20 protein-coding genes and 1 pseudogene are annotated in these 22,131 nt (G+C 70.5%); 14 read left to right on the top strand and 7 right to left on the bottom strand.

Annotated elements, in window-relative coordinates:
- Positions 1–1,284 carry a polysaccharide biosynthesis/export family protein gene (locus ACYVO7_RS18370; protein WP_460451264.1) on the bottom strand — a complete coding sequence of 428 codons (1,284 nt, stop codon included), beginning with the start codon at positions 1,282–1,284 and terminating at the stop codon, positions 1–3.
- Positions 1,285–1,354: 70 nt separating this feature from the next.
- Positions 1,355–2,152: a sugar transferase gene (locus tag ACYVO7_RS18365; protein WP_460451263.1), complete on the bottom strand. Its 798-nt coding sequence runs from the start codon at positions 2,150–2,152 to the stop codon at positions 1,355–1,357.
- Positions 2,153–2,732: 580 nt separating this feature from the next.
- Here ACYVO7_RS18365 and ACYVO7_RS18360 point away from each other — a divergent pair.
- Positions 2,733–3,773, top strand: coding sequence for a GumC family protein (locus ACYVO7_RS18360; protein ID WP_460451262.1), 1,041 nt, complete (start codon positions 2,733–2,735; stop codon positions 3,771–3,773).
- Between the two features lie 107 nt (positions 3,774–3,880).
- Positions 3,881–5,260, top strand: coding sequence for a hypothetical protein (locus ACYVO7_RS18355; RefSeq protein ID WP_460451261.1), 1,380 nt, complete (start codon positions 3,881–3,883; stop codon positions 5,258–5,260).
- A 32-nt stretch (positions 5,261–5,292) separates the two neighbouring features.
- Here the strand turns inward: ACYVO7_RS18355 and ACYVO7_RS18350 are convergent, their stop codons facing one another.
- Complete coding sequence (locus ACYVO7_RS18350) at positions 5,293–6,411, bottom strand: glycosyltransferase family 4 protein (protein WP_460451260.1); 1,119 nt, start codon at positions 6,409–6,411, stop codon at positions 5,293–5,295.
- An 89-nt stretch (positions 6,412–6,500) separates the two neighbouring features.
- Between ACYVO7_RS18350 and ACYVO7_RS18345 the strand changes: the two genes are divergently transcribed.
- Positions 6,501–7,370 carry an ABC transporter permease gene (locus ACYVO7_RS18345; protein WP_460451259.1) on the top strand — a complete coding sequence of 290 codons (870 nt, stop codon included), beginning with the start codon at positions 6,501–6,503 and terminating at the stop codon, positions 7,368–7,370.
- Positions 7,371–7,372: 2 nt separating this feature from the next.
- Entirely contained in the window at positions 7,373–8,131 is a 759-nt protein-coding gene (locus ACYVO7_RS18340; protein WP_460451258.1) for an ABC transporter ATP-binding protein, read from the top strand.
- On the opposite strand, the gene ACYVO7_RS18335 is transcribed toward ACYVO7_RS18340, so the two are convergent.
- Positions 8,128–9,309, bottom strand: a complete 1,182-nt coding sequence (locus ACYVO7_RS18335; RefSeq protein WP_460451257.1) for an acyltransferase family protein — start codon at positions 9,307–9,309, stop codon at positions 8,128–8,130. The genes ACYVO7_RS18340 and ACYVO7_RS18335 overlap by 4 nt on opposite strands.
- A 315-nt stretch (positions 9,310–9,624) precedes the next feature.
- Here ACYVO7_RS18335 and ACYVO7_RS18330 point away from each other — a divergent pair, with 315 nt between their 5' ends.
- The 8 genes and pseudogenes from ACYVO7_RS18330 to ACYVO7_RS18295 form a co-directional block, all read left to right on the top strand.
- A complete protein-coding gene (locus ACYVO7_RS18330; RefSeq protein ID WP_460451256.1) occupies positions 9,625–10,602 on the top strand; it encodes a beta-1,6-N-acetylglucosaminyltransferase in 978 nt (325 codons plus the stop codon).
- Between the two features lie 176 nt (positions 10,603–10,778).
- Positions 10,779–11,615 carry a class I SAM-dependent methyltransferase gene (locus ACYVO7_RS18325; RefSeq protein WP_460451255.1) on the top strand — a complete coding sequence of 279 codons (837 nt, stop codon included), beginning with the start codon at positions 10,779–10,781 and terminating at the stop codon, positions 11,613–11,615.
- A 150-nt stretch (positions 11,616–11,765) separates the two neighbouring features.
- A complete protein-coding gene (locus ACYVO7_RS18320; RefSeq protein WP_460451254.1) occupies positions 11,766–13,367 on the top strand; it encodes a TolC family protein in 1,602 nt (533 codons plus the stop codon).
- Between the two features lie 63 nt (positions 13,368–13,430).
- Complete coding sequence (locus ACYVO7_RS18315) at positions 13,431–14,186, top strand: glucosamine-6-phosphate deaminase (protein ID WP_460451253.1); 756 nt, start codon at positions 13,431–13,433, stop codon at positions 14,184–14,186.
- The gene (locus tag ACYVO7_RS18310; protein WP_460451252.1) at positions 14,183–15,211 is read left to right on the top strand and encodes an N-acetylglucosamine-6-phosphate deacetylase; all 1,029 of its coding nucleotides are present in this window, start codon (positions 14,183–14,185) and stop codon (positions 15,209–15,211) included. The genes ACYVO7_RS18315 and ACYVO7_RS18310 overlap by 4 nt, the downstream gene beginning before the upstream one ends.
- Before the next feature lie 42 nt (positions 15,212–15,253).
- The gene (locus ACYVO7_RS18305) at positions 15,254–16,444 is read left to right on the top strand and encodes an extracellular solute-binding protein (protein ID WP_460451251.1); all 1,191 of its coding nucleotides are present in this window, start codon (positions 15,254–15,256) and stop codon (positions 16,442–16,444) included.
- Positions 16,445–16,535: 91 nt separating this feature from the next.
- Positions 16,536–16,967 (top strand): Ig-like domain-containing protein, encoded by a 432-nt coding sequence (locus ACYVO7_RS18300; RefSeq protein WP_460451250.1) that lies wholly within the window; start codon positions 16,536–16,538, stop codon positions 16,965–16,967.
- A gap of 26 nt (positions 16,968–16,993) precedes the next feature.
- Positions 16,994–17,716, top strand: a pseudogene (locus ACYVO7_RS18295) (DNA polymerase ligase N-terminal domain-containing protein); the annotation flags it as partial.
- An 81-nt stretch (positions 17,717–17,797) separates the two neighbouring features.
- Here ACYVO7_RS18295 and ACYVO7_RS18290 read toward each other — a convergent pair.
- The 3 genes from ACYVO7_RS18290 to ACYVO7_RS18280 form a co-directional block, all read right to left on the bottom strand.
- Positions 17,798–18,616, bottom strand: a complete 819-nt coding sequence (locus tag ACYVO7_RS18290; RefSeq protein ID WP_460451249.1) for a hypothetical protein — start codon at positions 18,614–18,616, stop codon at positions 17,798–17,800.
- 92 nt (positions 18,617–18,708) lie between these two features.
- The gene (locus tag ACYVO7_RS18285) at positions 18,709–19,113 is read right to left on the bottom strand and encodes a hypothetical protein (RefSeq protein ID WP_460451248.1); all 405 of its coding nucleotides are present in this window, start codon (positions 19,111–19,113) and stop codon (positions 18,709–18,711) included.
- Complete coding sequence (locus tag ACYVO7_RS18280) at positions 19,114–19,809, bottom strand: GntR family transcriptional regulator (protein ID WP_460451247.1); 696 nt, start codon at positions 19,807–19,809, stop codon at positions 19,114–19,116.
- Positions 19,810–20,002: 193 nt separating this feature from the next.
- Between ACYVO7_RS18280 and ACYVO7_RS18275 the strand changes: the two genes are divergently transcribed.
- Together ACYVO7_RS18275 and ACYVO7_RS18270 are read left to right on the top strand one after the other, a co-directional pair.
- Positions 20,003–20,827: an enoyl-CoA hydratase/isomerase family protein gene (locus ACYVO7_RS18275; RefSeq protein ID WP_460451246.1), complete on the top strand. Its 825-nt coding sequence runs from the start codon at positions 20,003–20,005 to the stop codon at positions 20,825–20,827.
- 56 nt (positions 20,828–20,883) lie between these two features.
- Positions 20,884–22,119 (top strand): CaiB/BaiF CoA transferase family protein, encoded by a 1,236-nt coding sequence (locus tag ACYVO7_RS18270; protein WP_460451245.1) that lies wholly within the window; start codon positions 20,884–20,886, stop codon positions 22,117–22,119.
- The last annotated feature ends 12 nt before the right edge of the window (positions 22,120–22,131 follow it).

The following is a 22,131-nucleotide window of genomic DNA, read 5'->3' as shown; positions in this document are numbered from 1 at the left end:
TCAATCCTGGAGCTTCGCCAAAGGCGTTTCGGTGTGCAGCGCCACCTCGACGGTGTCGCCCGGGAAGATCTCCGCGTCCTCGTCCACGATCGATTCGCCCCCGCCGCCGGAGGCCGCGCGGTAAACCTTGATCACCGGGTTGGAGGCCCCGCCGCGGGTGAGCTGCGAGCGGATCATGCCCGTATAGGTGATCTTTTCGCCGACCGCCTGCAGCCGGGAGCGGATCCGGTTCAGCTCGACATTGGACTCGGCGAGCTGGCTCAGGATCTCCTTGCGGCGATCCTCCCAGAAGCGCCCGACCTTGCGTTCGGCCTCTTCCTTCTCGCGCATCGTGGTGGTGAGCTGCACCTCCGTCTGCAGCGACTGGGTGGCCGAGAACAGATAGAGGCGCCGCGCCTCCGACAGGCGCGTCATCGGAACGTTGCCGCGCGACGAGAACTCCTTGAGCTTCTCGTAGTCGGCGGAGTCGACCTGCACGTTCTCGTTGTCCTTGCCCTGGCGGGACTTCAGGAGGTCGATCTGCGACGACGCCAGGGTGACGGCCTTCTGCAGGTGGCCCCGCTCGGCGTCGTTCTGGCCCTGGCGAAGCGCGAGCTCCTGCTTGGCGATGTCGCGGACGCGGGCCAGCTCGGCCTCGGGCAGCGGCGCCTGGGTCATCTGCTCGAGCGAAGGCCCGCCCTTGCGACTGGGATCCATCTCGGCCTGCAGCCGCCAGATCGTGGCCTGCTGCTTCACGAACTGCATCCAGAGCGTCTGGTACTCGGTGCGCAGGTCGGCCGATTCCAGGAACGGGTTGTTCATCCGGAACCGCATGATCTCGTAGCCGCCGGCCAGCGCCACCGCCTGTCGGACCGTCATGCCGGGCCGATAGGTCTGGGCGCCCGGCTTGGTGACGTCGCCGCTGAGATAGACCGGACGGTACTCGATGATGGAGACCATCACGGCCTCCGGCGAGATCGCGGTCACCGCCTCGCGCCCGTCGCTGGCGTGCTGCTGGTAGAGCTTTTGCGACAGCTCCGCCTTGATCTTCTTCTGCACCTCCGGGAGGCTCAGCCCGGCCACCCGGACCGGCGCGATCATCGGCACGCTGATCTCGCCGGCGAGGCCGACGACGCTGCGCTGCTTGAGGTCCGGCAGTCCGGCGACCGAGATCTCGATCACGTCGCCGCTCTGCACGGCGTATTCGGCGAAGGCCGGCGCGACGCCCCACAATGCGAGGCCGCCCGCCAGCACGGCGACGCGGCCCATGCGGGCCGCGGTTCGATGAGTGAGGGGATGGTTCAACTCGTCACCTCCGAATGGATTGTCGGTCTCTCCGACCGTTCAGGGACGCGCTGACGCCCAACACACGACTTCAGTAGGCCGACGAGCTGAAGAAGATCTCGCGGCCGGTCGCGATGAGGATCTTGACGTCCATGCTCAGCGACGCGTGGCGGATGTATTCGAGATCGAGCTCGACCCGCCTCTGCATGTCCTCGATGCGCGGCGTTTCGCCCCGGGCGCCGCGGACCTGCGCCAGGCCCGACACGCCGGGGCGGGCCACGAAGCGCCGGTGATATCCGGGGACGCGCTCGCCGAAGAACCGGTCATGCGCGACGGCGTGCGGGCGAGGCCCCACCAGCGACATCTCGCCCTTGATGACGTTCAGGAGCTGGGGCAGCTCGTCGATGCTGGTGCGGCGGATGAACTGGCCCACCGGGGTGATGCGCGGATCGCCGCGCGTCGCCTGGACGACGTCGCCCTGCGCGGAGGCGTCGGTCGACATCGAGCGGAACTTGCACACCCGAAACGGTTCGCCTCCCTGGCCGCCGCGCGGCTGGCGGAACAGCACCGGACCGCGCGAGGTCGCGCGGACCAGGCCGGCGACCATCACCAGGATCGGTGCGAGGGCCATCAGGGCCAGCGACGCCACCACGATGTCGAACACGCGCTTGCGGCGCGAATACAGATAGGGACTGACCGGCTCGGTCGAACCGATGAGGTCGCCCCGCCGCTCGCCGCGATAGTCGCCCCGCGGCGCGCCCGCCCTGCCGAACGGGACCGGCCGGGAGGACGCCGCGTGAACGCTCGGCTGCGCCTCGGACCGCCTCGCGCGGCGGTCCAGGCCGAAGGGAGCCTTCGCGATCAGCGTGTCCCACGAAGTCTCTTTCATGCATCGTCTCCCGGCAGTTCCAGTCTGTCCAGCCCGATCGCTTGTGATGTAGCTGAGATGCTAAGTCAACACTTCATACAGTATTCTCAATACAATTTGTTATAGTTCGAGGAATGTGGGCAAAATATGGCGACCCCAATACCGATGGTATTCGGGCTTACTTCGCGTGGTTGCAATGTTGCTTCACTTTTTTACTTTAGTATCTGGACGCATCTGGAAATTTCTATTATGACGTGCCGCACGGAAGGCCTTGTAGGGCGGCTCCGGCGGTGCGTTAACCGCCCATTAGCCATGCGTCTCGGGCTCACAACGTCACCTCGGCGGAATGGATCCCGAAAAAATGCTGCAACTGCGAGATAGGCCGCCGACAGCTATGTGGAATCCCCCAAAAGGCGCCGTGTTTCAGAGGCTTGCGTCCAGAAACTCCGCCTGCGGACCGAACGCGCCCGGTCTGGCGCGGATGCGGCGAGCGGCGCTTTCGGCCCGCGCCGGGGGATCGATTGACGCGGACGCGTGTTGGACAGCCTCGGGAGCCTCGCCGGCTGGACCCGAGGCGCCGGCGCGCGAGGAGAGTCGCTGAATGAACCAGTACCAACGCACTCACGAGACCATGGCGGCCTATGAACGCCTGCACCTCGCCGCCGCCGAAGAGCGCGGCGGCGAGACCCTCGCGGCGGCCTGGGCTTCCGTCGTCCGGCAATGGCGCGTGGTGCTCGCGGCGGCCGGCGTCGGGCTTGTCGTGGCGCTCGCCTTTCTGGCGGTCACGCCCCCGCAATATTCGGCGCGGGCCCTGGTGCTGATCGATCCGAAGAACGACTTCTCGGTGCGGGCGACCCGCGCCCCGACCGACTCGAACACCGATTCGGCGAATATCGAGAGCCAGGTCGAGATCCTCAGATCCGACCGGATCGTCCGCAAGGTGATCGAGGCGGAGAACCTCGTCGACCATCCGGCCTTCCGCCCGGGCGTGCTCTCGCAGGTCATCTCCACGCTCAAATTCTGGGACCGCGAGACGCCGGCCAAGACCGAGCTCGCCCGCATGGAGGCCACCACGAGGGCGCTGCAGAAGCAGGTCACGGCCAAGCGGCTGGGCCTCACCTATGTGGTGGAGCTGACCGCGACCATGCCCGACCCGGTCGAGGCGGCGCGCGTCGTCAACGCCTATGCGCACGCCTACATGGACGGCCAGCTGCAGTTCCGCGAGGAGCTCGCGTCGCGCACCAGCAAGGCGCTCCAGGAGCGCACCGAGGAGCTGAAGAAGCAGGCCCAGAACGCCGAGCGCGCCGTGGAGGAGCTGAAATTCTCAGGCTCGCTGCAGGGCGAGAACTCCGCGTCGGCCCGCGTCGCGCTGAAAAACCTGGAGAGCACGGCGCAGACCTACCGGGTGATCCACGACAAGTTCCTGGAGCGCTACGCCGAGACCCTCCAGCAGCAGTATTTCACCGTGCCCGACGCCCAGATCGTCAGCGCGGGCTTCCCGCCGCTGAACAAGAGCTATCCGAAGACGCTCATCGTGCTGGCGACGGCGCTGTTCCTCTCCGCCGCCCTGGGCTCCCTGCTGGCGCTCCTGCTGGATCGGCGCCTCGGCGGCGCCCGCCTCAAAAGGGATCATTTCGCGTGAGACCGTCCCGTGCTCCGCGGGGCGCTACGCCGACGGCGGCGTGACCCGGTTCGCGCTCCCTGACGCTTGAACTCCAACCTTTCACGACGAGGCAGGTCCAACCCACGATGCATGTTTCCCACCGAAGGCCCCGAGCGCTGGCGTCCGCAGCCCTGGCGACGCGCTGGCGCGCGGGCTCCGCCCTGGTTCTGGCGACCTTCCTGGCCGCCGGCGCGGCCCGGGCGGAGGACTACGTGATCGACTCCGGCGCGGCCGGGGACCTCACCTATGATTGCGACGACGGCTGCGCCCTGAACTCGGGCGCCCGCGCCAACTCGGGCGCCCGCGCCCGCCCGGCGCCCCGCAAAGCCGTCCCGCGCCTTGCGGAGCCGCGCAAGCCCGCCGCCCCGCGCGCCGCTCCGGCCCGGCCCATCCAGGGCACCCTGCGCGGGGTCCCCGTGGCGGGGCAGAACCCGGCGGCCATCCCGGTCGGCCGGCCCGGCGCGGCCGCGGACGCAAGGCCCACCGCGGAGGCCGCCCCGGCCCAGGCCGCCGCGGCGCCCGCCCCGCGCAGCGTGCCGCTGCCGCCGCCCCGCCCGAAATTCGCCTGGGACGACCAGCCCTCCGCCGATCCGGCGGCCTCGGCCTCGCTCGCGGCCCCGGTCCCCGCGGAGCCGGCCGTCGCCCCGGCCGCGCAGGCGTCCGCCCCTTCGAGCGCGCCCGACTCAGGGCCCGTCTCGATGATGGCGCCGAGCCGGCGCTATGCGAGCGCCGTCCCGCAGACGCCTGAAGAGCCGGCGTCGCCCGCGCCCGTCGCCGCCGCGTCAAGCGCACCGGCGGAGCCCGAGGCCAAGGTCGTCGAGACCAAGCCCGTCGAGACCCGGCCCATCGAGCCCCCCGCCGCCGAGACGAGGACCGCCGCCCTGCCCGCGCCGGCCGCTCCCGTCGCGGAGCCCCCGGCCGCCCCGTCCAGCCCGCCGCCGCCCGCAGCGCGCGCGGAGCCGGCCGTCGAGATCCCGGCCGAGCCCGCTCCTCCCGCCCCCGTGGCGCAGGCCCCGGCTCCCACCCCTGCTCCGGTGGAGGCGCCGGCCGCGGCGGCTCCGGCGCCCGCTCCCGTGGCGCAGGCGCCGGCCGCTGCTCCGACCAAGGCGACGCCCCCCGAGCCGCGCCAGATGGCCGCGGCGGAGCCGGACGACCTCGTCGTCTTCCTCGCCGTCAGGGCGGACATCCGCTCCGTCCGCCAGTTGGCCGGCAAGCCCGTCGCCATGGGCAAGCCCGCCCCCGGCTCGCAGGGCGCCATGGTGCAGGACGCCTTCGCGAGCGCGGGCGTCAATCCGCGCGCCGTCGAGCTCGCCGGCGACGAGGCCATCAAGGCGCTGATCGACGGAAAGGTGGCCGCCGCCACCGTGCTGATCGGCCCGCCGATGCGCGACAGCGAGCTGCCGGCCCTGAAGGCGGACCGGTTCCGCATCCTGCAGGTTCCGCTAGGCCGTCGTCCCCAGGGCTGACCGGTCCGGAGCGGACCGTCCTGACGCGCCGCTCACGCGCCCCGCAGGATCTCCGGCCAGGGATCCGCGGCGCGCGTCATGGCGAGCCGGTCGACCGCGCCGCGCGAGAGCTCCTCGACGCGCCCGGGATCGCGGATGATCGACAGCATCGCGGCCGCGAAGGCCTCGGCCGTGACGTCCGCGGCGATCAGCCCGGCGGCGGGCGGCGATCCGCCGATCTGCTCCGGCAGGGCCCCGACCGGCGTCACGATGGAGGGGGTGGCGCGGCTCATCGCCTCCGGGATCACGCCCGACTGGCTGGCCTCCGTATAGGGGCAGAGCAGGACGTGGTGGTCGGCGATGAGATCCACGAAGGCCGACCGGTCGAGCCAGCCGGACTGCAGCCGCACGGCGGGCGCGTCCCGCGCTAGCGCCTCGATCGCCGCCTGCTGGTCCGCCTTGGCCTGGCCGGCCACGGTGAGCGTCCAGGATCCGTCCGCCGGCAGTTGACGCACGGAGTCCGCCAGGAGCTGCAGGCCCTTGTAATGGATCATCCTTCCCAGCAGCAGGAAGCGCACCGGCTCGCCGGGGGACGCCCGCTTGGGCGTGGCGGTCTCGACCGGCGAGACGCCCGCGATCGGGGCGACGACGAGCGGCTGCCCGTCGCGCAGTCCGCCCTCCCCGGCCGGCAGGCGGCGCAACTCGGCCGCCGAGGCCTCCGAAAGCGCCACCACCATGTCGGCCTCGGCCAGCAGCTTGCGCTGCGTGAACCGCTGGAAGGCGGCGCCGTAGTCGCCCGGATGCGGCAGCACGTCGTGCACCACATAGACGAGCTTCGTCCCCGCGGGGCGGCGGCTCGCCAGGGGCCAGGCGAGCAGATGGTTCATCGCCACCACGACGTGGCTCGGCTTCTCGGCCGCCAGGAAGGACGGGAAGCTCGCCACGTCCTTGAGGCCCGTCGCCCAGGCCCGGGGATCGCGCGAGGAGAACAGCGGAATGCGCATGTGGACGGTGCGCACGCCCGGCGGCGCGAGCATCCCGAGGTCGGGATTGGCGGCGCGGCCGGAGACGATCAGGCGTTCGGGCCCCAGGATCTGCGCCATGCGGGCCGCCAGGCAGCCCGTGAAATAGGAGCCGCCCCGCTGGCCCCAATATGTCAGCACGACCGTCATGGGACCTCGCCCGATTTGTCTTGGCCGCCTACTTCCCATAGACAGCCCTCAGCCGCAAACCTTACGCCGCCCCGTGACCCTGGCCCTCGATGACCGTGACCGCTGAACCGACCGCCGTTCCGCCCGTGGCCGCTCCGCCCGTGATCGTGCTCGGGGCGAACCAGAGCTTCGCGGGCCGCCTGCGCGCGGCCGTCGGGGACCTGCTCTGGACGGGCGCGCTCTGGCGCCTGTGGACCACCCTCGCCTGGCTGGACGTCAAGGCGCGCTATCGCGGCTCGCTGCTGGGTCCGCTCTGGGCCACGCTGTCGACCGGGCTGATGGTGGCGGGCATCGGCACGCTCTACTCGTCGCTGTTTCGCGTGCCGCGGGCGGACTACGTGCCCTTCATCGCCCTCTCGCTGGTGCTCTGGAACTATCTGAGCGGCCTCGTGGTGGAGGCCTGCCACTGCTTCGTGCGGCACGAGCCCATCATCCGCTCCACCCGCCTGCCGCTGGGGCTCTATGCGGCCCGCACGGTGGTGAACGCGCTCATCCTGCTGCTTCACAGCGCGCTCGTGGTGGTGGTGGTGTTCGTCATCTACGGCGTCTGGCCCGGCCTGGCGGCCTGGTCGGCGATCCCGGCCATCCTGCTCTGGATCGCCAACTCCGTCGCATGCTGCCTGCTGCTGGGCACGCTGAGCGCCCGGTTCCGGGACATCCCGCCCATCGTCGCCAGCATGATCCAGTTCGTGTTCTTCATCACGCCGGTGATCTGGACGCCCGACTCGCTCGGGATCCACCAGTGGCTGCTGGTCTTCAATCCCGCCTATTGCCTGCTCGAGATCGTGCGCGCCCCGCTGATGGGCGCCGCCGCCAGCCTGTCCGTCTGGCTCGCCGCCCTGGGCTACAGCGCGGCGCTGATCGGGATCACGGCCGTGGTCTTCGCGCGGCTGCGCGGCCGCATCGCGTACTGGATCTGAGCATGACGCATATCCATGTCGACCATCTCTCGATCGAGTTCCCGCTCTATCACGGCGGGGGCCGGAGCCTGCGCAAGGCCGTCCTGTCCACGGCGACGGGCGGGCGCGTCGCCCGCGACGAGAACGAGCGCGTGCTCGTGAAGGCGCTCGACGACATCTCGTTCCGGCTGCAGCCCGGCGACCGCCTGGGCCTCGTCGGCGGCAACGGCGCCGGCAAGACGACCCTTCTGCGGGCGCTGGCGGGCATCTACGAGCCGGTGCGCGGAACGGTGTCGACCCAGGGGCTGATCACGACGCTGATCGATCCCAATCTCGGCATGAACATGGACCTGACCGGGCGCGAGAACATCGCGCTGCGCGGGCTGTTCTCGGGCCTGGGCGAAGCGCAGGTGAACGCGCTCACCGACGACGTCGCCGACTTCGCCGAGCTCGGCGACTTCCTGGAGATGCCGGTGCGCACCTATTCGTCCGGCATGGTCGTGCGGCTCGGCTTCGCCCTGGCGACCGCCATCCACCCGCAGATCCTGCTGATGGACGAGTGGTTCCTGGCCGGCGACGCCGCCTTCATGGAGAAGGCCCGCAAGCGGCTGGAGTCGCTGATCGGCGGCGTCGAGATCCTGGTGCTGTCGACCCATCTGCTCGACGTGGTCCAGCGCTGGTGCACCAAGGTGATCTGGCTGGAGGGCGGCAAGGTTCGCCATCAGGGCGACGTCTATTCGGGCGTCCACGCCTATATGACGGCGTCGGGAATCCCCCTCTAGGCCGCGCCGCGGCGGCCCTCTCCCGGGCGGACCTCGCCGGCCTTCAGGTCGACCGCCGGCGCGGGATCGAGGCGCCGCGCGCACCATTTGCCGAGATTGTGGGTGGGCCGCTCGACCCATCTCTCCATCCCGTGCGCCGCCAGCAGGACGATCGGGAAGGACAGGATCAGCGCCGCCGCCGCCCCTATCCGCGGGGCGGCGAGATAGAAGGCCGTCAGGATCACAGGCCAGTGGATCAAATACAGGCTGAACGACACCCGTCCGAGCCATGACGGCCAGGGCCTCTGCAGCAGCCCCGAAAGGCGGGGCGAGAAGAGGCACGCGCTGATGACGTAGACCGCGCTGCAGCCATAGAAGAGGTAGGCCGAGCCGCCGGACGCCCTTCCCGACAAGGCCAGCATGGTCGCGATCAGAATCCCGGCGCCGCACGCGATGGCGTGCATGGCCGGCGTGAGCTTCCCGTAGATCGCCCTCAGGTCGTCGAGGCGCAGCGCGCATGCGATTCCCATGAGGAAGAAGACGAGATAGCGCCCCGTCAGCAGCAGCGTGCCGGTCAGGTCCCGGGCGTCCACGGCGGAGGGGTCGCCCAGCGATGTCTTGAGCCTGATGCAGAGAAGCGAGACGACGAGGCCGGCCGCTACGCTCGCCAGCCCGAACCGCCAGACGATGTAGAACAGCGCCGGAAACAGGAGGGACGCCCTCACCTCCATGATCAGGCTCCACATCGGCGGATCGAGGCGCGTGGCGTCGAGGGGATAGCCGCTCAGCGTCAGGTGGGAGAGCAGGTCCTGACCGGAGAGGGGCAGGCTCCAGGTCCGAAACGTCTCCGTGAGAGCCGCAGGCGGCGCGGCGCCGCTGAAGGTCCACGCCAGGACGGCCGACAGGAGGACCGCCGCCAGGAGGGGCAAATAGAGCCGGCACAGCCGCCCCACCGCGTAGGCGCGATAGCGTCGGCCGCGCCCGCTGGCGTAGGGAAGCGAGAGCACGAAGCCGCTCAGGACGAAGAACAGCACCACCGCGGCGGGCCCCGTCACGAAGGGGGACAGCGGCGTGCGGAACAGGCCGGACGCGCCGTCGTCGTTCACGGTCAGGTAGAGATGTCCGAGGACGACGACGAGGGCGGCGACGCCGCGGAGCGAATCAAGTTGCCTGTAGCGCTGACTGGCTGAAATGCCCAATATCTATTCAATCCCGAGAGAGGCGTGGCGAGACCCACGCGGATGAACAGGCCCATATGGCCAAGGTTGTACTTCGATAAGCCGAAAGCTCAACAATGCTGCTCGGAGCGATGGAGGCTTCACCTCGGCTCGTTACAGTCTATATTCTACTGGGAGGGTCGTCCAGGAGCCGCGGCTGCGTGCTTCAACTCTGGACGAACCCTTTGCATCGGATTTGGGGCCGCACGATCAACGGAACGGCCGTAGCGCCCCCATCCCGAACATTCCGCATGCGGCCCCGGCCGCCACCCCCCTGGACCAGGCTGCCTGCCCATCATGATTCACGTGTTCCTGATCCATACGCACAAGGACGCCGCCCAAATCGCGCAGCTCGCCCAGGTGTTGCGGCAGGGCTGCCCGGACGCGGTGATCCTGATCAGCCATGACGTCCGCTCCCCGCCCCTCGACCCGGCCCTGTTCGCCTCCTCCGGCGCGCATCTGATCCGCGGGGCCGGAGGCCGGGGCGACTTCACCATTCTCGACGGCTATCTGGCGGCCCTGCGCTGGCTGCGCGACGAGGGCGTCGCCTATGACTGGATCACCAATCTGAGCGGACAGGACTTCCCGATCGCGTCCCTTGCGGCGTTCCAGGACCTGCTCGCGACGACCGAGGCGGACGGCTACCTGCATCACTTCGATGCGATCGAGCAGGATCCGGCCAGCATGAAGCCGTGGGTCTGGCCGCCTCACCGGGGGCGCGACCGCTATCTCTACCAGTACCGGACCTTGAAGACCTCCTTGAACACGGCGGAGCGGGCGCTCCTGCGGCTGCCCCGCCTCGTTCTCGAGCGCCTGACCGACCGCGTCCGGGTGAACACGTCGTTCGGGCTCATGATCGGCGCCCTGGCGCGCCCCGGGCCGTTCGACGCCGCCTTCCGCTGCTATGTCGGCAGCTACTGGCACACGATCCGAAGCGCCTGCGCGCGCTACATCCTGGACTACGCCGAGCAGAACCCGGACGTCGTCCGGTATTTCCGCGGCGTCCTCATCCCGGACGAGTCGTTCTTCCAGACGGTCCTCGTCAACAGCCGCAGGTTCAACCTCGTCAACGACAACCTGCGCTATGTCGATTTCCGCGGCAGCCGCCACGGCCACCCCAAGTCCCTGGATCTCGACGACCTCCCCGCCCTCGTGATGTCCGGCGCCTTCTTCGCCCGCAAATTCGACTGGCCCCGGAGCGCGCCCGTCCTCGACGCCCTGAAACCGCGGGCCATTGGGCTGAGTTCGCCCACGCAAGACACAACTTCCGGTTGAGTCTTGGCTTTCGCCTCGATTAGGCTCGCCGGGCGGACCAGAACGGTCGCGCCCAGCGGGGTGGCGAAGTGCTCGGCTTCTTGCGTCGGTTCAGGCCCCCGTCCCCCGCGCCGCTTCTCGCGGCGGAGCCTCCCCTTTCGGTCCCTGGCGCAGCGCAGGTCGACGAGCCCACCGGCGTGGAGCTGAGGCGGATCGACGGCGACGCGACCTTCACCGCGCCGGACGGCTTTTCGACGCGGCTGCGGACCCGTCCGGGCTACGCCGCCTCCGCCGGCGGAGCCCGCGTGGTGCGCATGATCGAGGACGCGGACGCCGAGATCCTGCGGCTTCTCGACGGCGTCCCGGCCCTGCACGACTGGATCCGCTCCGTGCCCGCCTCGTCGAACGAGACCGGCGGGCCGCAATGGCGCAACGACCATCTGCCCGCCTTCGACGCGGTGTCGATCGCCCTGATGCTCGCGGCCGAACGGCCGGACGTCTATTTCGAGATCGGATCGGGCAATTCGACGCGCTTCGCGCGCAGCGCCATCCGGCATCTGGGCCTGAAGACCCGCATCGTCTCCGTCGACCCGCATCCGCGCGAGGACATCGACGGCATCTGCGACCACATCATCCGCAGTCCGCTGGAGGACGCCGCCCCGGAAGCGCTGGCGATCCTGCGGGACGGGCCGCTCGTGTTCTTCGACGGCAGCCACCGGACCCTGCCGAACTCCGACGTCACCGTGTTCTTCATCGAGCTCCTGCCCGAGCTGCCGGCCGGCTGCGTCTACGGCGTCCACGACATCTGCCTGCCGCTGGATTATGCGCCGGGCTATGCGGAGCGGTTCTACTCCGAGCAGTATCTGCTGCACGCCTATCTGATCGGCGGCGCCGACGGCGACGCCATCGCGCTGCCCGTCTCGCATGAATCCTATTCGGGCCGCTTCCTCGCCAGGATGCCCGAAGATGTCGCGCTCCCCACGCCCTGGGGCAACGCGTTCTGGATGCGCCGGAAGCCTCTCCCCACGCTCTGACCTGCCCGGAGCCGTCCGCGCCGACACGCGCGCGAAAGGGACGTCGGCGCTTTTTACTGGTTAACAAATGCTGCACGTATAAATATTATTAACCAAGTTTTTCAATGATGACGGGTATGAAGTCTGGAGTTCTCCAGTGAGGGCGGCTCGGTGAGCCTTCGGTACCCACGCGCTCACGGCCCATCCCGGTGGATCGTCGCCTGCACCATCCTGCCCCTGACGCTGCTGGCGCTGGGAGGGTGCCAGGCCGTTGGCCTCCGGCCGATCTGCGCCGCGATCGAGAGCGCAGGGCCTCAGGCCGTCGACGACGACCGGCCTTGCCCGGCGACGACGGCCATCGACCCTGCGCCGCCGGTCGAGGCGGCGCATCCGGACGCCTTGGCCGACGTGACGCCCGCGGCCGAGCGCCGGGAGGCGGAGACGCGGGCAGGATCGCCGGAGCCGAAGCCCGCGCCGGGGCCGCCGGCCGCCAGGCCCGCCGCGCGGTCCCCGGCGTCGAAGCCCGAGCCCCTCACCTTGGCGGCCGCCGTTCGGCTCGCGCTCGACACGAGCCCGCAGGTGGGGCTCGCGGCCGCCCTCGGCCAGGAGACGGAGTTCGGCGTCGACGCCGCGCGCGCGGCCTTCATGCCCAAGCTGGAGATTCGCGGCGGAACCGGCCAGAGCATCGCCGGCAGCTACCGGTCGAGCGCCACGGCGGACTACTGGGCCGCCCACAACGTCTCGGGCGCCTTCCGGGTGGACGGCTCCCTCTCCGGCACCCAGCTGCTCTACGATTTCGGGTCCACCCGCGCCGAGATCGAGCGCGCCTTCAAGGCGCGGGACTCGCAGGCGCTGAAGACGATCGCCACGCGGGAGGACGTGGCGCTGGCGGCCGCCCAGGCCTATCTCAAGGTCCAGGAAAACCGGGAGCTGCTGGCGCTGGCGGACGAGAACCTCGCAGCGCTGAAGGCGATCGCGACCCTGATCGCCCAGAACGAGCAGAACGGAAACGGCACCCAGGCCGATCTCAAGCGCGTCAGCGCGCGCGTGCTCGACGCCGAGGCCATCCGGGTCGACCAGGACTACGAGCTGAAGCTCTCCATCGAGAAGTTCCGGCGCCTCGCCCATCGCGAGCCGGACCAGCTGAAGCCCGCGCCCGCGCATGACGCCGCGCTTCCGGCCACCGCCGCGGCGGCGGTCGGCGAGTCGCTGAAGCGCAACCCGCGCATCCTAGCCGGCGAGGCCGCCATGGCGGCGGCGCAGGCCGAGGCGCTCAGCCTCCGGCAGGCCGACATGCCGCGCATCAGCCTGGAGACGGAGGCGAGCTCCAAGAGCTATCGCGGGCAGAACACGCGCACCGAGCTCGACGTCCGCGGCATGCTGACCATCAGCTACAAGCTGATGGACGGCGGCCTCGCCTCCGCCAGGCGCGAGCAGGCGGGCGCGCGCGAGACCCAGGCCGAGATGCGGCTGCGGTCCGACCGGGAGGACGTGGAGGCGGACCTGCGCCAGTTCTATCTGCAGCGCGGCTCCATCAAGGCCAAGACCGCCGGGCTGATCGAGGGCGTCTCCGCCAGCGCCAAGGCGCGGGAGCTCTACCGGGAGCAGTTCAAGGGCGGCAAGCGCAGCCTGCTGGAGCTCCTGGAGGTGCAAGGCTCCTATTACACCGCCCGCCACAACGCGATCACGAACGGCTACGACCGGCGGCGCACGACCTACGGCATCCTGAAATCCATCGGCCGCCTCGCCGCCACCCTCGCCGGCGCCGGCTGAAGCGCCGCCCGGCCATACGCCAGGCGCGCTTGTGCGGCCGGCCCCGGCATGCATCATCGCCGCATGAAGATCGAAATCGCCGCGGACAAGTCCGCGCTCGGCCGCTCCGCCGCACAGGCTGGCGCGGCCGCCATCCGGACCGCCATCCAGGCCAAGGGCCAAGCCCGCATCATCGTGGCCACCGGGGCCAGCCAGTTCGAGATGCTGGATGCGCTCGTGGCCGAGCCGCTCGACTGGAGCAAGGTGTCGGCCTTCCACCTCGACGAATATATCGGGCTGCCGGCGACGCATCCGGCCAGCTTCCGCTCGTATCTGCAGGAGCGCTTCGTCGCCCGGGCGCCGGGGCTGGCGTCCTTCACGCCCGTCAATGGCGACGCGCCGAACCTCGCCGCCGAGATCGAGCGCCTGAACCGCCTCGTCTCGGCCGCGCCCATCGACGTCTGCTTCGCCGGCGTGGGCGAGAACGGCCATCTGGCCTTCAACGACCCGCCGGCCGACTTCGACACCGAGGCGCCCTATCTGGTGGTCGAGCTCGACGAGGCGTGCCGGCGCCAGCAGCTCGGCGAGGGGTGGTTTCCAGACCTCGACGCCGTGCCGCGCCAGGCGATCTCGATGAGCGTGCGGCAGATGATGACGAGCGCCGTGCTGATTCTCTCCGTCCCGGACGCCCGCAAGGCCGCCGCCGTGAAGGGCGCGGCGGAGGGCCCGATCACGCCCGACGTGCCCGCCTCGATCGTGCAGCGCCACCCCGCGGCGACGCTCTATCTGGACCCGGATTCGGCGGCCGGGCTGGATCGGTCGCGGCTCTTCACGCCATGAGGTCGGAAGGCCTCTTCGACCTGCAGGTCAACGGCTTCGCCGGCGTGGACTTCAACGACGACGCCGTCACGCCCGAGAGGCTCGACCACGCCCTGCGGGCGATGCTGCGCACCGGCGTGACCGCCTGCCTGCCGACCCTCATCACGGCCCGCCCGGACGAGCTTCGCGCCCGCTTCGCGGCGCTGGACGCCGCCGTGGCGGCGAGCCGCCTGGGGAGGCTGATGGTGCCGGGCTACCACCTGGAAGGGCCCTTCCTCAACCCCGCCGACGGCTACAAGGGCTGCCACCCCGCCGAGGCGATGACGCCGCCCGACTTCGCCTTGTTCGAGGCCCTGCAGTCCGCGCTGGCGCGGCCGATCCTGCTCGTCACCATCGCTCCCGAGATGGACGCCGGCGGCGCCTTCGCGCGCCGCGCCGCCGCGGCCGGCGTCGTCGTCGCGGTCGGCCACAGCGCCGCCACCTCGGCGCAGGTCGGCGAGGCTGCGGACGCCGGGGCGGTCCTGTCCACCCATCTGGGCAACGGCGTCGCGCACCAGCAGCACAAATTCGACAACCCGATCGTCGCGCAGCTGGCAGAGGACCGGCTCTGGGCCGACTTCATCGCCGACGGGATCCATCTGTCGCCGGCCGCCCTCAAGGTCATGCTGCGCGCCAAGGGGATCGCGCGTTCGATCCTGGTCACCGACGCCGTGTCGGCCGCCGCGTCGCCGCCCGGACTCTACCCGTTCGCGGGCATGACGGTGGAGCGGGCGGCGGACGGGTCCGTGCGGCAGCCGAACTCGACCTATCTGGCCGGGTCCGCCCTCAGCCTCGACGACGCGGTGCGCAACGTGGCGAGGTGGGGGCTCGCCTCGCCGGCCGAAGCGATCGCGATGGCGGCGACCCACCCGCGCGCCCTGATGGCCCCGGCGCTGGCGCGCCGCAGCATCGCGCTGGCGCCCAGCGAGGTCGTCTGGTCGGCCGACCTCGCGGTCGAGAGCGTGAGCCTCGACGGATCCCTTGTTGTCGGGAGACCGACTTCCTAAGCTGGCGCAAAACGGCCCGGACGGGCCATCGGGAGGAATGTCATGGCGTTCAATCGCAGAGACGTGCTGGGCGGCATCGCGGGCGCGGCCATCGTGGCCGGCCATGCGCCGGGTCGGGCCTTCGCGGCCGCCCCCGCCCTGCCGAAGGCGCCGGTGACGATCACCATCATGGATGTGGGCGGCGCGCTGGCGCTGCTGCAGCCGGGGTTCGACGCCTACAAGGCGGCCAAGCCCGAGCTCGCCTCGCGCTTCGTCTATGTGAAGGCGCCCGCGCCCGAGCTGGCCGGCAAGATCAAGGCGCAGCAGAACGCCGGCAAGAGCGACATCGACCTCATCCTCACCGGCAGCGACGGCCTCGCGGCCGGGCTCGACCAGGGCCTCTGGACGAAGCTGTTTCCCGACTACGAGGCGTCCTTCCCGGGCATCGAGGCGAATTACGAGCCGGCGGCGCTGAACCTGTTCAAGGCCCAGGGCCAGGGCTACGGCGTGGTCTGCGCCTATTACCCGTCCGGGCCGCTGCTGGAATACGCGCCCGAGCGCGTCAGCAAGCCGCCGTCCTCGGCGGAGGAGCTGCTGGCCTGGGCCAAGGCCAACCCGAACCGGTTCATGTACGCCCGCCCGGCCAATTCCGGCCCCGGCCGCACCTTCATGATGGGGCTGCCCTACATCCTGGGCGACAAGGACCCCAAGGATCCTGTCGCCGGCTGGGACAAGACCTGGGCCTATCTGCGCGAGCTGAACGCCTTCGTGGAGTACTACCCCACCGGCACGGGCGCGACGATGAAGGAGTTCGGCGAGGGATCGCGCGACATCATCATCTCGACCACCGGATGGGACATCAACCCGCGGGCGCTCGGCATCGTGCCGAAGTCGGCCGCCATCGCGACCCTGAAGGGGTTCCACTGGGTCTCGGACGCCTTCTTCATGGTTGTGCCGAAGGGCGTCCCGGACGACCGCTTCGCGGTGCTGCTCGACGTCATGCAGTTCATCCTGCAGCCGAAGATCCAGGCCTTCGCGTATGACGAGGGCTATCTCTATCCCGGCCCCGCGGTGAAGAATGTCGGCCTGGAGCTCGCGCCGCAGAAGAGCCAGGACGTCATCAAGGAGTATGGCCGGCCGGAATACGCCGCGCTGATCGCCGGCTCCCCCATCGAGCTGCCGCTCACGCCCGACAAGATGGTGCTCGCCTTCCGTCGCTGGGACGAGGAGATCGGCTCCAAGACCAAGAAGTGAGCCGGTTCCGGCCCGTCCGCCGGCTCCTCTACGCAACCGTCCGGGGCGGGGCGTGTTAGACGACGCGTCCCGCCGTCATGGAGTTTGTCCGATGCGTTCCTCGATCCTCGGTCTCGCAGCCGTCCTGATGCTCGCGCCCGTGGCGGCGCAAGCGCAGACGGGCGCCTATCGCAGCGCCACCGTCGCGCCCGGGAAGACGACGCGCATCGGCATGGTGTCGGCGCTCAAGAAGGACTGCGGCGTCGGCCCGCTGACCGACGTCAAGATCGTCACGGCGCCCAAGCACGGCACGCTGAACGTCAAGGCCGGCAAGGTGAAGACCCCCGCGACCTTCCGCTGCCCCAATGTCGAGACCCCCGTGCAGGGCGTCTTCTACCAGCCCAACAAGGGCTACATGGGTTCGGACGAGGTGAAGTACGAGATCAAGGGCCTCGACGGGAACACCCGCCAGGTCACCGTGCAGATCACCGTCTCGGACAAGCCCGCCGCTCCCGCCAAGGACGACGGCGGCTCCGACCTCTGAGGGCGGGCGCCCCGGGGAGGTCCGCCGTGCCCGACAGCAAGTCCGAACCGCATCGCAAGCTCGAGGCCTACCGCCAGAAGCGCGACTTCGAGAAGACGTCCGAGCCCAGCGGCGAGGCGCAGGTCAAGCCGTCCGACGCAGGGCGCTTCGTCATCCAGAAGCACGCCGCCTCGCGGCTCCACTACGACCTGCGCATCGAGGTCGACGGCGTGTTCAGGTCCTGGGCGGTCGCGCGCGGCCCCTCCCTCGATCCGCGCGACAAACGGCTCGCCGTGGAGGTGGAGGACCACCCGCTCGACTATGGCGACTTCGAGGGCACGATCCCCAAGGGCGAATACGGCGGCGGGACGGTGATGGTCTGGGACCGCGGGCGCTGGCTGCCGGACGGCCCGAAAAGCCCCGGCGAGGGCCTGGCGGACGGCGACTTCAAGTTCATCCTGGACGGCGAGCGCCTGCATGGCGGCTGGGTGCTGGTGCGCATGAAGGGCGACCGCTGGGGCGGCAAGCGGACGAACTGGCTGCTGATCAAGCACCGGGACGAGTACGCCGTCGACGGCGCGGGCGACGCGATCCTGGAGGACGCCACGTCGATCGCCTCCGGCCGGACCATGGAGGAGATCGCGGCCGGCCAGGGGCCGGGACCCAGGCCCTTCATGCTGGACGGTCCCGGGCGGGCCGACCCCGCCGCGGTCTGGGGTCACGACGGCGACGGCGCCGTCGCCGCGCCCGAGCCGAAGAAGCCGACCAAGGCCAGGCCGCCCGGCGAGGCCAAGGCCAAGCGCAAGGCGAGGCCAAAGGCTAAGCCGGCCGGAAAGGACTGACCCCCGTCGCTACTGGACGGCCGGCTGCGCCGACGCGGCCGCGGCCGGAGGCTTCGGCGTCGGCCGTCCGGCGGCGACGGCAGGCTTGCGGCGGACCGGCTTGGGGCCGGCGTGCATGCATTCGCCCGAACGGGCGCTGCAGACGGAGACGAGCTGCGCCGGCCTGACGTCGCTGTGCCCGGAATAGCCCGAGCCGGCCGAGAGATAGAGCGGCTCCGGCGACATCACGCAGCTCAAGGGCTGGGACGGCTTGGTCCAGTCCTCCGTGCAGATGCGCGCCCGGAACTCCACGGCGAAGCGGCAGCGGTTGCGGATGGTGAAGGGATATTGCGACGCGCTCGCCGGCTCGCTGGTGAAGACGACGCAACCGGCGGGGTTCTCGGACGCCGCCTTCGGGGCTGGCGGGGGCGCGGGCTGGACGCAGCTGGGGCGGACCTCCGACGCCGAATCGGGCGCGCACGGCGCGAGACCCTGGTCCGGCCGGGCCGAGGCGGTGGAGGATGGGTCGGCGAGCTCCTGGGCGCCCTGCGGCGCCCGGCCGACCGCGACGCCCGGGTCCGGCTGGCCAGCTCCCCACCCATTGGCCTCCGGCGTCGTCGGATCCAGCGCCGGGTTCGGGGCCGGGGCCGCCGGACGCCGGGACAGCTTGGCGGCGGGCTTGGGCTTCGGCTTCGGCTTGGGCTTGGCGGCCGGCCTGGCCAGTTGCGGCGCGGCCCCCGGCGCCGCCTCGGCCGCAGGCTGCGCGGCCGCGGGCGCGGCGTCCTGCGCCAGGACGGGACCGGAGGCGACCAGGGCGAACGCGAGCAGAAGGGTGTGACGAAGTCTCATTGCGCCTCCAGCGAGCGCGCACCTTGGCGGGCCAACTCGGTCGGAATCAAGGCCGCGGCCGGCGAAGGCGCCGCTGTCCACAGCGGGCGACGTCAGATCGCCACGGCGGGCGCGGTCCGGCCGAAGCGGAAGACGAAGATCCGGCCCGCCACCGCCGCGCCGAGCGTCTTGCTGAAAGGCAGGGGGCTGCAGCTGCGCAGCGCGCCGGCCACGGCTTCCGCCACCCTGGCGCGATCCTCGTCGCCGCCGGTGAACTGCGAGAAGCTCACGGCCGGCTTGCCGATGACGCCGCCGTCCCGGTTGAAGCTGACCCGGATGGTCACCTGGAACGGGTGAGCGGCCTCGGGCGGGCGCCAGCAGGCCTGCAGAGCCGGGCCGATCTGCTTCAGGGTCTCGATCCTGGGCCCTTCCGGCCTGGGCCCTTCGGGCCTGGGCCCTTCCGCCGCCTGCGCGGACGCACAGGCGAGCCCGGCCAACAAAAGAAGCGCGCCGCGCATTCAGGTCTCCTTGGCGTGGCCGTTGGCCTTGCGGGTCCGGCGGGGACGCGGCGGCTCTTCCGCGTCGGCCGCGAAGCCCGCCCGCTCCGTCTCCTCGCGCTTGTGGCGCATGTGCCGGCTCAGCAGATAGGCCAGCGAGCCGCTGTCGCGCCGGGTCAGCGCGTTCAAGATGGCCTCGTGCTCCAGGATGGCAAGGTCCCAGTGGGCCTGCGGCATCGGGGCGACGAAGCGGGCGCGCCTGATCCGCGCGGTGACGGACTGATAGACCGCCGACAGCACGGCATTGTCGGCCGCCGCCACGATGAGCTCGTGGATGCGCCGGTTGCACCGGTAATAGGACGGCAGGTCGCCGCGCCGGTGGTGCTCCGCCATCTCGCGGTGGAGCGCCGCCGCCTCGGCGATCTCGGCGTCGCTGATGCGGGCGCAGGCCAGTTCGCCGGCCTTCGCCTCCAGCCCCTCGACCACTTCGAACAAGTCCGCCACGTCCTTTCGGGTGAGCTTGGCGGCCTGCGCGCCGCGGTGCGGCAGCAGGACGACGTAGCCCTCGGCGGCCAGCACCTTCAGGGCTTCGCGCAGCGGCGTGCGGGAGATGCCGAACCGTTCGCACAGCTCCCGCTCGGGGATGCGCGCGCCGGGCGGGATCTCGCCCTCGATCAGGATTCCGCGGAGATTCGAGACCACCTCGTCGTGCAGCATCCGCCCTCTCCGCTCGGTCAGTTTTGAATGCAAAGTTTCCGTTCGGGAGCAGCCGGCCTGTCAAAACAGGTTGCATGCGGCGGATTGTGCATTCAAACTGCCCTTATAGCCGCAGCAGACGGCGTGGAGGAAGCCCTCTCGGATCCGCACCCCGCCGGGGCGTCCGGGACGGCGTGCAGGCCAAGGAGGGATGATGACGGACAGCGCAGTCGCCGCCAGCCAGGGGAGCGCCCCGCAGGACACGGACGAGCTTCTCTATGAAGCGCGGGACGGAATCGCCCGGATCACGTTCAACCGGCCGGAGGCCCGCAATGCCCTCACCTTCGCGATGTACGAGAAGCTGGCCGCGATCTGCGAGGCCGTGAACCACGACCCGTCGATCCGGGTCATGGTCATCACCGGCGCAGGCGACAAGGCCTTTGCGGCGGGGACGGACATCTCGCAGTTCCGGGCCTTCTCGACGCCCGAGGACGCGCTGGGCTACGAGGCCCGCATCGACCGGGTGCTGGGCACGATCGACCGCTGCCGCGTCCCTGTGATCGCCGCCATCGTGGGCGCCTGCACCGGCGGCGGGGCCGGCATCGCGGCGCGCTGCGACATCCGCATCGGATCGGCCAACGCCAGGTTCGGCTTTCCGATCGCGCGGACGCTGGGCAACTGCCTGTCCATCGCCAACCTGGCCCGGCTCAGCCAGCTGATCGGCCCCGCACGGGTCAAGGACATGATCTTCACCGCCCGGCTGGTGGAGGCCGAGGAGGCGCACCGCATCGGGCTGCTCAGCGAGGTGCTGGACACCCCGGAGGCGGCCCGCCGCCGCGCCGACGAACTGGCGACGCTGATGGTCGGCCACGCGCCCCTGACCATGCAGGCCACCAAGGAAGGCCTGCGCCGGATCGCCGAACACAACGCTCCCGCGGAGGGACAGGACCTGATCCTCATGTGCTACATGAGCCAGGATTTCCGCGAAGGCATGGAAGCCTTCCTGAACAAGCGCCCGCCTCGCTTCAAGGGCGAGTAGCGCTTGCGCGCCAGGCTCTCTCCCGCGATTCCCCCACATTCAAGAACGAGATCGCCATGGGTCCTCTCAGCGGACTGAAAGTCATCGACCTGACGCATGTGATGGCCGGCCCCACCTGCACCCTGATGCTGGCCGACATGGGCGCCGACGTCATCAAGATCGAGAAGAATCCCGACGGCGACGACACGAGGCGCTCCGTCCCGCCCAAGATCGGCGACGAGGCCGCCGCCTTCATGATGATGAACCGCAACAAGCGCGGGCTCGTGGTCGACCTCAAGACGCCAGGCGGCAAGGAGGTGTTGCGGCGCCTCGCCCGGCAGGCGGACGTGCTGGTGGAGAACTTCGCGCCGGGCGCGATGGGGCGCCTCGGCCTCGCCTATGAGGACCTGAAGGCCGACAATCCCGGGCTCATCTATTGCTCCCTGTCGGGCTTCGGCCGGACCGGGCCCTACAAGGACCGGCGCGGGTTCGACCTCGTGGCGCAGGCCATGAGCGGCATCATGAGCTTCACCGGCGAGGCCGGTGGACCGCCCGCCAAATGCGGGCCGCCGCTCTCCGACATCACGGCCGGAATCCTGGCCGCCATGGGAATCCTGGCCGCCTACGCGCACCGCCTGAAGACCGGCGAGGGCCAGTGGGTCGAGACCTCGCTGTTCGAGGCCGCGCTGGTGCAGACCTACTGGCAGTCGGCCATCGCGCTCGCCACCGACGTGGCCCCGAAGGCGATGGGATCGGGCCACCCGCTCAACGCGCCCTACCAGGCCTTCAAGGCCAGCGACCGCTGGTTCGTGGTCGGCGGCGCCAACCAGAAGAACTGGATCCGCATGCTCGACGCGATGGGCGCGTCGGCGCTCGCCGACGACCCGCGCTTCCGCACCAACGCCGACCGCATGGGCAACCTGCCGGCGCTCGACGAGGAGCTCGGCCGCATCTTCGAGAAGCGGCCCGCCGACCACTGGCTGGAGATGTTCGACGCCGCCGGCGTGCCCTGCGGGCCGGTCCTCGACACCTTGCAGGCCTTGTCCGACCCGCAGACCATCGCGCGCAAGATGCTGGTGGAGGTGGAGCACTCGACGCTGGGGCCGGTGAAGACCATCGGCCTGCCGGTCAAGTTCTCGCAGACGCCGGGCGGCGTGCGCAAGGGCGCGCCGATCTTCGGCGAGGACACCCGCCAGATCCTCGCCGATGCGGGGTTCAGCGCCGAGGAGGTCGCCGCCTTCGAGCGCGACGGCGCCGTGGTGGCCGCGCAGGCCCGCGGACCGGCGGCCGCGCGGGCCGGGACGGCCGCCTGACGGAGCGGGAGA

The sequence above is a fragment of the Alsobacter sp. SYSU BS001988 genome, from assembly GCF_054796215.1.
This window is presented reverse-complemented; position numbering and strand designations above follow the sequence as displayed.